Source organism: Pedobacter aquatilis (assembly GCF_032678405.1).
Classification (GTDB): Bacteria; Bacteroidota; Bacteroidia; order Sphingobacteriales; family Sphingobacteriaceae; genus Pedobacter; species Pedobacter aquatilis_A.
This window is the reverse complement of the sequence record NZ_JAVTSJ010000008.1, coordinates 53,570-67,066: the sequence shown is the minus strand read 5'-3', so window position 1 is coordinate 67,066 and position 13,497 is coordinate 53,570. Positions and strand designations below refer to the sequence as shown.

At 43.8% G+C, this 13,497-nt stretch carries 15 protein-coding genes; 1 reads left to right on the top strand and 14 read right to left on the bottom strand.

Annotated elements, in window-relative coordinates; genetic code table 11:
• Positions 1–93 precede the first annotated feature (93 nt).
• Both R2R71_RS19545 and R2R71_RS19540 read right to left on the bottom strand, forming a co-directional pair.
• Complete coding sequence (locus R2R71_RS19545; protein WP_316832971.1) at positions 94–1,296, bottom strand: FecR family protein; 1,203 nt, start codon at positions 1,294–1,296, stop codon at positions 94–96.
• A gap of 105 nt (positions 1,297–1,401) precedes the next feature.
• Complete coding sequence (locus tag R2R71_RS19540; RefSeq protein WP_316832970.1) at positions 1,402–1,995, bottom strand: RNA polymerase sigma-70 factor; 594 nt, start codon at positions 1,993–1,995, stop codon at positions 1,402–1,404.
• A gap of 274 nt (positions 1,996–2,269) precedes the next feature.
• Between R2R71_RS19540 and R2R71_RS19535 the strand changes: the two genes are divergently transcribed.
• Entirely contained in the window at positions 2,270–2,911 is a 642-nt protein-coding gene (locus R2R71_RS19535; protein WP_316832969.1) for a hypothetical protein, read from the top strand.
• Here the strand turns inward: R2R71_RS19535 and R2R71_RS19530 are convergent.
• The 12 genes from R2R71_RS19530 to R2R71_RS19475 form a co-directional block, all read right to left on the bottom strand.
• Positions 2,886–3,437, bottom strand: coding sequence for an SLATT domain-containing protein (locus R2R71_RS19530; RefSeq protein WP_316832968.1), 552 nt, complete (start codon positions 3,435–3,437; stop codon positions 2,886–2,888). The genes R2R71_RS19535 and R2R71_RS19530 overlap by 26 nt on opposite strands.
• 2 nt (positions 3,438–3,439) lie before the next feature.
• A complete protein-coding gene (locus R2R71_RS19525) occupies positions 3,440–4,027 on the bottom strand; it encodes a class I SAM-dependent methyltransferase (RefSeq protein ID WP_316832967.1) in 588 nt (195 codons plus the stop codon).
• Positions 4,028–4,042: 15 nt separating this feature from the next.
• Positions 4,043–4,768 carry an FkbM family methyltransferase gene (locus tag R2R71_RS19520; protein WP_316832966.1) on the bottom strand — a complete coding sequence of 242 codons (726 nt, stop codon included), beginning with the start codon at positions 4,766–4,768 and terminating at the stop codon, positions 4,043–4,045.
• Between the two features lie 4 nt (positions 4,769–4,772).
• The gene (locus tag R2R71_RS19515; protein WP_316832965.1) at positions 4,773–5,342 is read right to left on the bottom strand and encodes a histidine phosphatase family protein; all 570 of its coding nucleotides are present in this window, start codon (positions 5,340–5,342) and stop codon (positions 4,773–4,775) included.
• 11 nt (positions 5,343–5,353) lie between these two features.
• Positions 5,354–6,673 (bottom strand): glycosyltransferase, encoded by a 1,320-nt coding sequence (locus R2R71_RS19510; protein WP_316832964.1) that lies wholly within the window; start codon positions 6,671–6,673, stop codon positions 5,354–5,356.
• Positions 6,670–7,545 (bottom strand): hypothetical protein, encoded by an 876-nt coding sequence (locus tag R2R71_RS19505; RefSeq protein WP_316832963.1) that lies wholly within the window; start codon positions 7,543–7,545, stop codon positions 6,670–6,672. The genes R2R71_RS19510 and R2R71_RS19505 overlap by 4 nt, the downstream gene beginning before the upstream one ends.
• Positions 7,532–8,620, bottom strand: coding sequence for a hypothetical protein (locus R2R71_RS19500; protein ID WP_316832962.1), 1,089 nt, complete (start codon positions 8,618–8,620; stop codon positions 7,532–7,534). The genes R2R71_RS19505 and R2R71_RS19500 overlap by 14 nt, the downstream gene beginning before the upstream one ends.
• Positions 8,574–9,785, bottom strand: a complete 1,212-nt coding sequence (locus R2R71_RS19495) for a hypothetical protein (RefSeq protein WP_316832961.1) — start codon at positions 9,783–9,785, stop codon at positions 8,574–8,576. Before R2R71_RS19495 ends, R2R71_RS19500 begins: the two co-directional genes overlap by 47 nt.
• Before the next feature lie 33 nt (positions 9,786–9,818).
• A complete protein-coding gene (locus R2R71_RS19490) occupies positions 9,819–10,688 on the bottom strand; it encodes a radical SAM protein (protein WP_316832960.1) in 870 nt (289 codons plus the stop codon).
• A 76-nt stretch (positions 10,689–10,764) separates the two neighbouring features.
• Positions 10,765–11,397 carry a glycosyltransferase family 25 protein gene (locus R2R71_RS19485; RefSeq protein WP_316832959.1) on the bottom strand — a complete coding sequence of 211 codons (633 nt, stop codon included), beginning with the start codon at positions 11,395–11,397 and terminating at the stop codon, positions 10,765–10,767.
• Positions 11,398–11,423: 26 nt separating this feature from the next.
• Positions 11,424–12,233 (bottom strand): hypothetical protein, encoded by an 810-nt coding sequence (locus R2R71_RS19480; protein ID WP_316832958.1) that lies wholly within the window; start codon positions 12,231–12,233, stop codon positions 11,424–11,426.
• 5 nt (positions 12,234–12,238) lie between these two features.
• On the bottom strand, positions 12,239–13,468 hold the full coding sequence (locus tag R2R71_RS19475; RefSeq protein ID WP_316832957.1) for a hypothetical protein: 1,230 nt from the start codon (positions 13,466–13,468) through the stop codon (positions 12,239–12,241).
• Positions 13,469–13,497 lie beyond the last annotated feature (29 nt).

Here is a 13,497-nt window from a genome sequence, read left to right as displayed (position 1 = left end):
GTTCTCTAAAGGCTAACGGATAGACCAGGCGACCTCAGCGGGAGAAGGTCGAATGTTTCCCGCTTTGTTTTTGGTTCCGTATTTGGGTAGAAGTTATGGCATCACGCTTACCCTCCTTCCCTCGATTTTAAAGTGAATATTTTCAGTATAGGTAATTTTATCCAGAATGCTGGAGATGTTGTCCGCGCGGCTAACTGAACCGGTAAAGGCTCGGGATTTGACTTCACCTTGATAGCTCACTTCCACGTTATACCATCGCGCGAGCCTTCTCATGATGATTTCAATGGGTTCATTTTCAAAAATAAACTTGCCGTTTTTCCAGGCGATGGCTTCCTGAGCATCAACTGCGCTCACCTGGAAAGCTTTGCCGGCAGTAAGGCTAGCCTCTTCTCCGGGCTTGAGTATGGTGCTGGTAAGGTTAGTTTTCGGCCTTTCCTCACCGCTATTAATAGTTTCGAGCTTCACGGAGCCTTCAAGTAAAGTGGTTTTTACGCTGGGTTCGTCGCTATAGCTATTCAGGTTGAAATGGGTACCGAGCACAGCTAGGCGCTGGGTGGCGGTTTCTACGAAAAATGGATGAGCGATATCTTTAGCCACTTCAAAATAGGCTTCCCCCTGGAGCGTTACACTTCGGATGCCTTTTTGAACGAGGCTGGCATTATAGCGGATCGAAGATGCGGCATTGAGGAAAACTTTAGTCCCATCTGGCAGATTCAGCTGATAGGTTTGACCTTTGGCTGTTGTGAGGGTATTGATTTGTGCCGGGTTTTCCTGGGCGCCTTGAGCGCTATAAATAAGCTGGCCGTCTGGGGTTTTTTCAATGCTTATGCCTGATTGGCTGGCGAGTTTTCCATTAGGTGCCCCGTCGAGCTTAATGGTTTTTCCGTCTGCTAAGGTCAGCGTCGCGCCAGTTGTTCCAGCTGTGATGTCTTGGGTATATTGATTGACTGGAGTTGCTTTGCGGTTTTGCTGATACAGCAAAATTCCCGCAGCAAAAAGAACTGCGACTAGGCTGGCGGCAATGGCAAGCCGTGGCCAAAACCTTACTTTTCCTAGCTTTAATGTCCTTGGATGCTGAGGCAGGATTTGAGCCAGCATTTCTTGCGCCTGCTGGACTGAAAGCGCTTGCTCACCTTTGGAACTCGAGATGGCTTCTTCCATTAACGCATCCAGTACCGACAGATATAGCGGATGGTGAAAGTAGCCGAGCAGCTCATCGTACTGTGCAGCGCTTGCTTTTCCGCTAGTCTGAAGTAAAAACAGTTCGGTTAAACGCGCGGTGGATTTTTCTTCCATGACTGGATTTGGTTAATGTTTTGTTAACGTTCTATTTACATTGACACCAAAAAAAATAAATACAGGTAGGCTTGAGCTAAAAAAAATTAAATAGGTGTGAATATTTTATTTTTTCAGTAAGCTCAGGGCAATCAGGTGATAAGTGATCGAATGTTTTAACAGGTGTTCGCGGATCTTTTTCAGGGCATGTTTCATGTGTACATTGACCGTTTGCGGTGACAAGTTCATCGCCTCGGCCGCTTCGCTATATTTTAGCCCCTGCTGGTGGCAAAGTTTAAAAGCAATTTGTTGTTGCTCACTTAAAGTCGATATGGCCTGGTTTAGAATGCCTAGGGTTTCGTTGTAGTCCAGTTGCCCTTGTGTAGAATCTTCTGCTATATCCTTAAGCAAATCAAGTTCAAAGTCCACAGTCGGCTGACGTTTTAAATCGCGAAGGGTATTGAAGGTATGGTTTCTAACCAAACGGTTCAGGTAAGCGGGGAAGTTTTCGATTTGGCTAAGTTTCTCTCTTTGGGTCCAAACTTTCAGAAAGGCTTCTTGCGTGATGTCGATGGCCAGCTGTTCATCACGGCTTAGGCTCCGGGCAAAACTAAAGATGAATTTCTGGTAATGATTAAATAGCACGGTAAAGGCACGGCCATCACCCTTGGCAATTTCCTCCAATAGTTCATCTTCGTTTGCTAAGGGGATTAGCGCCATGTTTTTATTTTCGTTTGGTTAGCTTCAGAGCTGGAAGCAATATTAGTAAATTTTCTCTAAAGCTGTGAATTTGTTAAGGTAGTTGATCTCCTTGCCATAGAGAAGGCTGTTTCCCTTGCATACTAATGCTCCAATCGCGATGTCCATTTAGCTCTTGGAAGGAATCAATAAGTAATGAGCTTGTTGGGCTATCATAACGCCGCATTTTTTAACTTCTACACTTAATAATCAGGCTCAAATTTTCTATCTTTAGCCAAACGCTAAACGCTCTAAAATGGATTTAAGGTACACTTTCCGGGATTTATTAGTCTATCTGCTTACAGGTTTACTGTGTGGGATGATGATTTTGCTAGCTGAACCTGACCTTTTAAAAGCTGCTGAAAAACTTTTAGTTACTTTGGGTGAAAAGGAAATCACCCTAGTGGTGGTGTTGATTGCAGGCATTCCCTTACTGTATATTGGAGGACATCTGGTGCAGATTGTCGATCTAGTGTTAAGTTTTCATGCACCAAAGGTTTTTAAAAAATACCGATCAGCACCATATGCTGCAAAAAAAGCTTACCTAGTTCACCGGATGTTGTATTATTTTTTCGCTTCCTCAACTGCAGAGTTTTGGCTGATCAAAAGGGGAATTGATTATTCGGAATTTTCTAAAATGAAGTATAGCATCATTTATAAGGATAAAAATAATGAAGTAGAGTATATGTATCTCATCAAGGACTTGTTTAACTGTTTGCGCGCCTTCACTTTTTTTCTCGTGTTTTACCTTTTATTTACCCATCACCAAATTTGGCTGATCGCCACCTTCTCTGTGCTTTATTTTATTTTTTGGATCAAAGCTTATAATGCAGCTAAAAATTATACTTATGCAGTGACTGGTTTATTCCAGGTCATGCCCCCAATTGGGAGTGAATAAATTCAGGCCCTTCTGCTTTGTCGATTGTATTTTCAAATTTGGTGAATAACCATCCTGGTATGGGGATGGATTCTTCGCGAATTTTTAGGCAAATATCACTGAGTTCATGATAACGGTCCAGAAGCTTTTGAAATGCGTCTTCATCTTCACCTTGATAACGGTCGATCTCGATTAAAAATGACGTGTAGCGATCCCTTAAATGATACCATCGTCTTCCAGAGTTGGCAAATGAATTGATAGTTTCTGAAAAACCGTAAAAAGTATTAAGTCCAGTCATCAGTGCAGCCAGTAACGAGAGCATCGAAGCGAGGTAGTCCGCGTATTTTAACTGCACGGTGGTGTGGGTTAAAAATGCAGAGCCGGCCAGCGTGCTTAAGATTACCGCGGAAGCACCCATAAGCTTATGTCGTTTCCGGTAGATATTTACCCCAGCATAGTAGCATTTATATTCTCTTCTGCTATCATTTCGCTTGATGCGTATTTCTTTTTTCATCTCTGCGATGATCTGGGTTTCTTTCTCAGTCATGGTTATATTTTTTTTCGGTTTGCGTAAATGGTTCCAGTTTGCGCCAGGTAGTGTGCACCTTCGCTTGCGGCCAGCTTGCGTATGCGCGCGGTATCTTCATGCAATACATGACAATCATATTCAGCAAGGTGTTCATTCCAATAGGCGCATTCTTGCTCATTGACATGATGATAACCTTCCTGCCCTGGCAAAGCATTAGTCATGAGGATAAGTTTGCCGCAAGTCAGTGAAGAAAGCAAATTCGGCAGGAACTCTTCGGCAATATGTTCGACTACTTCCTGGCAATGTACTAAGTCTACTTTGCAGTGGATTGCACCTTTGGCAAGGTCATGCTCGATGGTGGGAAATACCGCTTTTTCAATATTTTCGCGCATGCCATCCACTGCGATTACTTCCAGACCAGCCTGGTGGAAATACCGTGCTGAATAACCAAGTCCGCTACCTAAGTCCATTACTGACTTTAGCGCAAACCTTTTAATCATATAATTCCAGACTTTTGGGGAAAAGGTAAAAGGATCACCTTCCAAAATATTTCCACCTAGGTGCGCTTTATCAGCGTTATTTACTTGTTGTAAACCGGTATATTCCATTATTGGTTTTTTGATTTATCGTTTAAAAATTGCCTGAAGAATTTCAGGTTGATTGCTTTCCAGCCAGGCGTCGCTGGAGCTAGTGAGCTTCGAGAGTTGCTGCTGATCAATAACTCGTTCGCTAAATCCCTGCCGAGCTAACTGGCTCACCACATCGATGTAATCTGCATCCAGACCAGCGCAGCTGTGAAACTCAATGAATAACTGGCCCACTTGCTGCAAATGAGGTGCAATATCTTCAATGACATTTCGCTCGGTGCCCTCGGTGTCTAGTTTCAGGTAGTCTATAAATCCTTTAGGCAGGTAATTGGAAAGCCGCGCGACGTTTACCTCCAGCTCGCTGGTGTGTCCCCGGTTACCCCACTGGCATCGAATGGAATTTCCAACCGAAGAGTAGCTATCCTCAAAATGTCCATATAGCGCTGCCTTTCCTTGCCAGTTGTCTAAAGCTACAGGAAAACACTCCACAGATTGAAGCTGATTCAGCTTGATGTTTTCTTGCAGTAACTGAAAATTATAAGGATTGGGTTCGAATGCGCATATTTTCGCTTCCGGATACAAAGATTTAAAATAGAGTACCGATATACCGATATGTGCACCGCAATCAATGATCATAGGATCGGGCTTCGCTGCGCTAAAGCGGTAAATTTGTCCATCAAAAATCTCGGCCAGTAAGCAGTCAAGTTCCTGGAGGTTTTCGTAGGCGATTTGCATGCCCTGGAATGATTTTGTTTTGTACATATATTTAGGGTTTATCCTTGTAGGGAATTCTGCTAAAGGTCCATTTTCCCTCATGTAAGCTCATGCTGATGAGCTCTGCGGTTTCAATATACTGCGCCTGGGTTAGCAGGTGTGCGGATAATTCATGAAAAAAGATGCCATGCCCGACGATCGCAAAAACTTCATCCCTTTCGAGCAAATCATCTATTGCCTGATTCACCCTTTCGCGGAATGCCTGACGACTTTCTCCATCAGGTGGGGTGCCTTCAAAAGTAAATGGATGCGGTAAATCACTCCACGGTTGGCGTTCCCAGCTTCCCAGGTGCCACTCGGCGAGTTGGGCTAGGATTTGGATGTCTTTATGCGCTTGCCCATTGATTAGTTCTGCGGTTTGTCTGGCCCGAAGCAGTGGTGTGGTGTAAATGACTTTCACCTCTGCTAACTTCTCGTTGATTAAATGTGCATTGGCCTTAAGATCCTCCACTGCGCTTTGATTTAAAGGCAAGTCTGAGCCGCCTCCACAGATGCGCTCCTCTTCATGGGCCTGGGTGCGGTGGTGGCGCAGGTAATAAAATTTTTTATCTGGTGTATTCATGAGGATAATTGTTAGAGTTTGGACTGATCTAAAGAAAATAAATCACTGGATGCTACCCAACTTTCCGATCGGCAAAGTGCAAGGGCATCCCGCCTTCTATCTTCTAAGCTTAGCAAGGGATCAAAATGGTAAATGATTAAATAGTTTGACGGCGATACTTCTGGCTCGGCTTCCAAATTCTTGAGTGTCCAAGACTGAAATAAACTTAAGGGATCTTGGCTAGAAAAGCAAATCATTTCGCTTTCTACAGGGTGACTATTTATTTGGATAAAATACGCGTCTATTGACTTTAAGTCTATATCCTGGCAAATAATGGAGCGCCGTAGCGGGAGCGGATTTTGGAGATAGGGATGCGGCCTGAAAGCTCGATTGGCCTCGAAAACGGCTTGCATTTGTGCCTTGGTCTGCTGTTGAAAGGCCTCCAGTTCACTTAAGCGTTCTGGAATAAGTGAAGCAGAGTTTTGATAGAAAAAGTCTAAGCGTTCTTGGCTGAAGTGGAGGCGATTAGCCTCGATCTTACTGGAATAGGTAAATTGGTAAAGATAGAAATGCAGGCGTTTATATATCGCGGCATCTTGCTTATATTTTTCCAGCAACAGCAGCACATTACAAACCGCGTGTACATAATTTTCAAGGCTTCCACTCATGAGGGGATTTTCACTTTGGCCACCGTCTTTTTGAGTGACGATCGCTTCGGGAATAAAAAGCGTGTCTAGCCAACCGAGCTTATAAGCGGCGATTGCAAAATCGAGGTCCTCCATCCCCCATCCTAGTAAGCGTTCATCAAAGTATATTTTTGCGCTGAGATCAGTAACACTAAAGTTGCGCCCTAGCACCGCCTCCCATGGATGATTGGATGCCGTTCTGGTTTGAATATCATAACTTTCCACCTGCGTTTTTCTGATTGCAGCTTGAAGGGCTATCTCACAATGCTTTAAGCTATCCCAGGGCTCGTATATTCGTTTTCCCACGCCAATGGTTTTTGCATTTTGCTGATGGGCGCGAAGATGTGCAGCTAAAAAATCGGCTTCAGGTATGCAGTCCCCATCGATGAAGATGATGAGCTTACCGCTGGCAATTCGCAAGCCATTGTTCCTCGAGGCGGCTAAGCGGAAGCCTTTATCTTTTTGGCTGATTAGCGTTCCAGGAAAATTGCTGGCCTGTAGCGAAGCAATCAACTGATGGATTTGGGCAGGTTCAGATCCATCATCACAAATAATAAACTCAGCATCTATCGCTTGTTGTTTCACTTGTTGGCTTAAGGCATTGATGCTGGTGAGGACCTGGGTGGATTGGTTATAGCAGCTGATGATGACCGAAAGGGCTTTCATAATTCATTAGGACTTAATATGCTTGAGGATTGAAGGCTTTTCCAAGAAGCGGTGATCTGCTGCACTTTTTCCCAGTGCAGATAGGATTGGTAAACAGGTTTAGCTTTTGCGAGCAGAAAAGTAGTTTCGTTAATTTGAAAGTGACCTTGGTTTGCTTGAAAATAGTTCATCGCACGCTGTATTTCCTCGCCATATCCTTTGTAGGCAGCCTCCCAGTGACCTAGTTTGATGGCCTGTAAGCGCGAAAATAGTTTAGGCAAGATATCCTCCCGCCATTTAAAGTGATGAACCTGGCAAAGAACCGCTGAACGGATGGGATGAGCGTTTCCTTGAAGCTGAACGCCATGCTGACCTTCCGATAAATGTACCGTTCCTTTACAAAGGGTGATTTTTAGGGGATTTGCCTGCATAAGTGGAAAAGAAATAAAGCCCGCTAAAGGGAACTGTTCCCAAATGGATTGATTTTCAATGGCCTTCACTAAATTTCCATCCGCTGCAATTCGGTCGAGCATGCAGCCGGTTAGAAAGTGCTGCTGGGTGTTTTCCAGCTCCGCGATGACTAAGCGTAAGGGTTTTGAATACAGTTGAAATTCATCACTATCTGCAATGATAAACCACTGCTGGGGAAAGCGCGAGATGAATTCATTTATCGCTAAGGTTGCCGCAGCGCCAGTCCAAGTTCCCTGTAAATATCCGGCGGGTTTCTGTCCTAGTTTTTGCAATAGCATTTCGGTTTTAGTTTTCGAACAATCGTCCGGCGAATGAATGATAAAATCAAACTCATCAACACCAAGCGACTGGTAGTGTTTGATAAAATGTGGAAGTAAATCCAGATGATCACCAAGCAGGCAGCATAGTCTAAGCTTTTTCATAAACCATTATCGTATTGGGGTAGATTTGCTGGAAATAGTTTAAAAGCCAACCGGGCTGGTTAATCACCGAGAGCTTCTGGGCGGGTGTCGAGTTCTCGGAGGATTGGGTGGCGGGTGAATCCATCAGCCTTTCAACAAAGGCTTTTCCAGCTTTAGCGCCCAGCATCGTCCAATCCCCGAAGGGCCTATCTTCACCTTTTGTCAGCCAACAGTTTATTTTTTCCGCAGCCCAGGTTTTGCTTGAATCTTGAAGATAATCCAGCTGGGCACTTAGCATTGCACATTCCCGGAAGCCTGCTTTCCAGGCATTAAAAGCAGAGGTATTGAACCGGGTCACGCTTAGCACCTCTCGCTGCTTTGAAAAAACAGGTCGCATGCCGCCACTACAGATAGGATCTACCGTATCAAAGGTGATGTTTCTAAAGCCCCTCGTAGGACAAATTTTGATGCCCCCATAGCCGTAACAGAGGTCATTTATCGGGTTTTTAGCGAAATAGATAAGCACCTGGTTTGCTTTATCATGTAGCGCAATTTGGTTAAGATCCACACCCTCCAGCAGCTCGTTGTCTCCATCAATTAAAATAAACTGCGTTCCTGAAACTAGATAAGCTGCCAGGCGGAAGCCTTGGGTCAATCCTTGGATGCGGTGCAAACGCTTGAGTTGCGGATAGCGCACGGCGAGCTGAACAAAGTTTTCTTCTGCAATGTCCTCATTGTAGGTAAGGTAAACGATTTCAAGTTGTTGGTAATTTACCAAAAGCGCTTCTGACGGTTCCGGCTCAACCTTAGCAAGTGGCTGATAAAGACACACTGGAAAATCGGAAACCAACTCCAGCATTTGGGCGGCAGCCTGTGAAGGGATGAGCGCATCAGAATGCAACCTGGAAGCATTGATTACAACAAGCGAGGCATCAGAGGCTATCTGCGCTAAAATCGTATTAAGCTGCGTATGGGAAAAATGGCCGTGTAGGCGCATGACCTCGGGATAACGCTCCCGAAGCTGACGAAAAAAAAGCTCCTGGCTGGAATCAATTTTGTCTGAAAAGAATATCAGCGCTGGCTGTTCTATTTGCATTGGTGTGGTTCAATAGGGTCATGAATAGCTTGTTCATTCGCTGAGCCAGTAAGTCTGGCGTGAGGTGCTTGGTGGCTTGTGCGCATGCATCGGACATGCGGGCATAAAAATCCGGATCGCTCAGTAAACGGTAGGCAATCTTAGCGGCTTGTGTGTGGTGCTCATAGCGTAGTTCAGGCGGAATGACTTCACTAAACCAAGCTAAATCGGGTGCCAGCACGGGTTTTCCCATGGCCATTAAATCAATGCAGGACATTGACCAGCTGCAGTTTTCCCGCAAAGGTGCGAGTCCAATTTTTGCCTGTTCTAGCATTGTCCGGTAAGGCTGTCCATATAGGCCATTGACATACAGCTCAACCCCATCCATTGCAGTGAGCTGTGCCCGGTAAAGTTCTGGGGAATTATCCATGCTTCTTCTTTCTGGATTACGGTGTCCTAAAATATCAAGAATTTTGACCTGGTAGCCTTGTGCGGTTAAATGTGGTAGGAGTGCGCATAATTCGGCAGTACCATAATGGGCGTATAGGCGGTGGTTGTAAATAAGGGTATTACTGAAGGCGGCTGCACCAAATTGGCTCTGAACCAAGTTTGGATCTCTTGGTGGTGGCAGGATTTCAAGTTTTCCTTTAAACGGCCTTGCCAGCAAAGTGCAGCCCTGCATGATGGTATGCATCGCGGTTTTGCTATGTACCAACACTAAGTCCGCAGTTTCCAGGCCTGAGATAAAGGCATGCGAAATAATTTTATTAAGTCCCCTCGCATTCAGCGAGCTATCTTCTAGCAGCGCTCCAGAGGATTGAATGGCAAAAGGAATGTAGTGGGCATAGGCAACAATTTTGGTGGAGGTATTGTGCAACTTTTCCAAACAAATGGCGAAATGAGGGACAAGTTCTACTTGGTTGACGATCAAAACATCAGGACAGGTTTGCTCCAAAATCTCGGTGATTCTTTGCATCTGGAAGCCAAAGCGGGTTTCATATTTATTGTCCCCGAAATCTAGGGGTATAAAGCCTGCCCCTTGGCAGCTCAATTGACGAGGGCCGGCGAAGATGAATTCGTTGCCCAGCGCTAAAATCTCCTCGGCCAAGATATTATAAAATTTATAACCAGAATCTGTTTCCAGGTTTCCCCCGTTACTGACATTCATAAAAGAAATAATTTTCATCTAAAATTGCTTTTGGTTTGAGTGCAATGTTATTTAAGATTTCAAGCTTGCTAGGCGCTTATGTAAGTAGGGCAAATCGATTAAATCAGTAACCTCCCCGCTTGGGCAGCTGGCCGATACGCTTTTGGTTACCTTTAGTTCTGCCCTAGGCACCTGGTAATAATCGAAAAAAGTTCCACAGGTGCCTAAACAAAATCGGCAGGAAGGTAGCGGGCTTTGCGCCTGAAGATAATCCTGCAGGGATGTAGGCGAAAATTCCTCACCATGTATCGAAATCGCATCACCTTGATCCGAAAAATACATGCCTACTTTGGCTAGGCGATCTTTAGTGAAGGCGGCTGGCGAACATTTATAGAACTTTCCGCCTCGAATGGTATGGCAGGCGTACACCTTTGGAAGTTCACAACTGGCATAAATTTTTTCGACAAGGGCCTTATCCTCATTTGGGAAATCAATAATGGTATTACGGAACCTGGTTTTATCTTCCATATCTAATTGAAAGCCATACTGATTACGCTTTTCTTCGAGCGCGCGCCTGCTCATCGGTACGGAGACTCCTGGATAAAAAGTGATTTGCAAAATATCCAAATGGGCAAAAAATGCTTCATCCATTTTATGGAGCGCTGTTCCATTGGTAATCACGCAGAGTTTATCAATAAAGGGCATCAACTTTACGATTTCCATGAACTGGAGCAATTTTGGATGTAAGGTAGGCTCACCGCCAAGCAGCTTAAAGGTTCCGATGGCGACTTTATCTTTCAAGGCTAAAAGATCCGAGCGAAAGGCTTCGATATCGATAAAGGTTTTACCCATCACCGGAGAGGCATGATCGCAACCGGCGCAGGTCAGGTTACAATGCTCTACGATGTTGTATTCGACACTTTTGAGGTATTTTGGATTCATTTAGGAGCGAATTTGGCGGGAGGGTTTGCAAATAGATTGTCTTATATCTTCAAGGGTTTAATTGCTAATGCGTTATTTATGCGCTGGTTAAGGTTCTGATGTCAGAGGGTAAATCTGCTACCCAGCAAAGCCCAGTATAAAAAACAAAGCAGTTAATTTGCGGATGTTCCAGTAAAAATCCATCATAGTCCATCACTTTAGCCTGGCATTTAATATCGAGGATTTCATCGATGCGCTCGTTATTGACAAACACGCAGTGCGATCCGCCATAATATGGATGGGTGCAATCCAAAGGCCTATAGATATGTTCTGCTATTTTGTGGGCCGCTAAAGGCCCCTTTCCCCAAGGATCAAAGATGAGCAGATCAAATGGTTGCTTGAAATTTTCTATTCGGTTTAAGGCCTGCGTGAAAAAATCCTCGTGGCAGCAAAAATCATCTTCTAAGATTACACTTATGCCTGAGCGAGATTGGATACTTTCTAGGGCTTTTGAATGGGCAATCCAGCAACCAATTACCCCTTTTCGAAAAACATAGCCTTCTAGGTAAGGCTTAGTTCCTTGCTTGGTGTAATGCTGGTATGATGGGTTGGCTTCTTCATACTGAACGCCTTCAATTCTGGAATAGGGATAAGGAAATTTAACGAGTAAATCTTCCATGCGCGCTTTTCTGAGTTGATTTTGCTTTAAATTAATGTACTTGATCTCCATATTGGCCGGCTTTTATTGCGCAATTTTTAATTTGTCGTCAATGCTTTAAAATCGATATTACTGTGCAAGAATAATTTGGAAGATTCAAAAATCCCAAGGAAGCGATCGACGGCTTTTCGCTCGTCAGTTTTGTGGGAAGAGATATCCTCCTTGTAGCGAAGTATTTGCTTGTAAAAAAGCCTTAAAAATTCAATGAAGGCGATATCCAAGTTGCTCCAATAAATATTGAGGATCTCATCGATATCTTGTTGTTGAAATTCCTCACTTGCGGTAGCCCGCTGGATGAGTGAATAGCCCGCGTTGATAACAGAGATGCAAATCTCCAGTTCATCGATGTTCGCACTAGCGACGAAACCTAGTGCATTATAGGGATTGGTGAAGTCCTGTAAGCGGATATTTTCTGCTCTGGTAATGGATTTGATCAAGGATTCTATCGATCGGTTAATTTGCACCATCGCCTTTTTGCCACTTTCTTTTTTTTCCTGGTGCCTGAAGTAATAGCTGAACTCTGCATTTTCAAAAATGCGGTCAAACTTTTCCACTTGGTTATAGGCGATACTGGTGATGCGGGTGATGATAAATTCTTTTTTCTGCTGCGCTAACTGTTGTCTTTGTAAGCCCAGTTCTTTGATTTGCTGGGAAACGGTAAATATCACGCTGATGAAAGCCATTACCGAAAATAACGCATTCAGGGCACCAAAAGAATCGCCGAACTGCGCCCGCTCTTCGAGCTTAGGATAGGTCTGACCGATCACATAGGTAAAAACCAGCGAAATCAGCACCACGCTGAAGGATAATATCAGGACGATTTTAAGCTCTTTACTTCTTCCAGTCATAGCAATTAGGCAATAAATTCTTCGTTGAACAATTCTTTAAAGGTTTTTTGGAAAATTTCTTCATGTCGGAAATACTTATAAATGGGCCATTCTTGGAACTGAGCCTTTGTTAATTCGTTGCTTTCAACGGTAAGTTTCATGAATTCAGCAGCCTCCTGATAGTCTTCATTTAAAACCAGCTGCGAAAGCGTATAAGGATCGCCTCCAAAGCTGAAATCATTGTTATCCAAAATTTTCGTGCAGGCTTTGCTATCCCCTAGCCATTTATAGGATTGGGCAAGATTGATTAAGAAAAGGTATTTGTTTTGGTCATTGAAGTACAGTTTATTATCGACGGCGAATTTAAGTGCTTTATTGGCCAATAGGTTCCGATTGAGCACCAGCAATTCATAAGAAATATCCTGCAGGGTATTATCTGGGCTGAAGACTTCTACTTTGGAATCTTTCTTGCCTTTAGTTTGGTTTTTCGGATCATAAATTTTTCGCCAGATGAGTTGACTGATTATCATGCCAACTTCAAATAAGATGCTGTGACTTTGTTCGAAGTACTGGGTGTCACATTGCATCTCTTGCCCGATAACAATTTTGATTTCCCTTTTTTCCAAATGGGGACCAAAATTGCGCAGAAATTTTGCGTTAACTAGCCCACCCTGATGGGCGTAGAGGTTTCTTCTTGATTTTAGTTCATAAAAATCTTGAAGCAAATCATCTTTCGCCAGTAATGCCAAGAGCCCAGGACAGAGGTATTTATCAATAAAGCCGAATTGTTCTTCGTGGTTCTTTCGCATGAACTTATCGAGCTCTTTCTCAACGATGAATTCAGCAATGTCAGACTTGGCATCTAACAGCTCCCGGGTCGTGTAATCGCCGCCGATTTCGTTCAGGATGCTATTATCCAGGCGGAATACTTCCTGAATGAGCTCGCGTAAGAAAAAATCAAATTGCGCAACCAGCGATATCAGGAAGGCGGGTGGAAAATTCTTTAGCGATATGGTACTATCATTGGACTCCTTTTTCAAATCAATGTACTCTTTTCGTTTTTCTGGTGGCAATGGGTGTTTTTTACCGGTATAGTCTTCACTAAGCTTATTCTTTCTTAGAAAAGAGTCAAACTTCTCATGCTTGCTTTTTTGTTCATCGACTAAATTGTTATAGATTTTTTCAAAAGAATTATTTAGGCCAGAAATGGAGTAAACAAAATTTAAGGTGGCTTTGTGGATGTGCTGATCAGTCATTAGAGGCGCTAGTGGGTTGATACTGCAAT

Excerpts from the sequence above, each read along its gene's own strand:
- R2R71_RS19545 (WP_316832971.1), bottom strand. The coding sequence starts at position 1,296 with ATGGAAGAAAAATCCACCGCGCGTTTAACCGAACTGTTTTTACTTCAG.
- R2R71_RS19540 (WP_316832970.1), bottom strand. The coding sequence starts at position 1,995 with ATGGCGCTAATCCCCTTAGCAAACGAAGATGAACTATTGGAGGAAATT.
- R2R71_RS19535 (WP_316832969.1), top strand. The coding sequence starts at position 2,270 with ATGGATTTAAGGTACACTTTCCGGGATTTATTAGTCTATCTGCTTACA.
- R2R71_RS19530 (WP_316832968.1), bottom strand. The coding sequence starts at position 3,437 with ATGACTGAGAAAGAAACCCAGATCATCGCAGAGATGAAAAAAGAAATA.
- R2R71_RS19525 (WP_316832967.1), bottom strand. The coding sequence starts at position 4,027 with ATGGAATATACCGGTTTACAACAAGTAAATAACGCTGATAAAGCGCAC.
- R2R71_RS19520 (WP_316832966.1), bottom strand. The coding sequence starts at position 4,768 with ATGTACAAAACAAAATCATTCCAGGGCATGCAAATCGCCTACGAAAAC.
- R2R71_RS19515 (WP_316832965.1), bottom strand. The coding sequence starts at position 5,342 with ATGAATACACCAGATAAAAAATTTTATTACCTGCGCCACCACCGCACC.
- R2R71_RS19510 (WP_316832964.1), bottom strand. The coding sequence starts at position 6,673 with ATGAAAGCCCTTTCGGTCATCATCAGCTGCTATAACCAATCCACCCAG.
- R2R71_RS19505 (WP_316832963.1), bottom strand. The coding sequence starts at position 7,545 with ATGAAAAAGCTTAGACTATGCTGCCTGCTTGGTGATCATCTGGATTTA.
- R2R71_RS19500 (WP_316832962.1), bottom strand. The coding sequence starts at position 8,620 with ATGCAAATAGAACAGCCAGCGCTGATATTCTTTTCAGACAAAATTGAT.
- R2R71_RS19495 (WP_316832961.1), bottom strand. The coding sequence starts at position 9,785 with ATGAAAATTATTTCTTTTATGAATGTCAGTAACGGGGGAAACCTGGAA.
- R2R71_RS19490 (WP_316832960.1), bottom strand. The coding sequence starts at position 10,688 with ATGAATCCAAAATACCTCAAAAGTGTCGAATACAACATCGTAGAGCAT.
- R2R71_RS19485 (WP_316832959.1), bottom strand. The coding sequence starts at position 11,397 with ATGGAGATCAAGTACATTAATTTAAAGCAAAATCAACTCAGAAAAGCG.
- R2R71_RS19480 (WP_316832958.1), bottom strand. The coding sequence starts at position 12,233 with ATGACTGGAAGAAGTAAAGAGCTTAAAATCGTCCTGATATTATCCTTC.
- R2R71_RS19475 (WP_316832957.1), bottom strand. The coding sequence starts at position 13,468 with ATGACTGATCAGCACATCCACAAAGCCACCTTAAATTTTGTTTACTCC.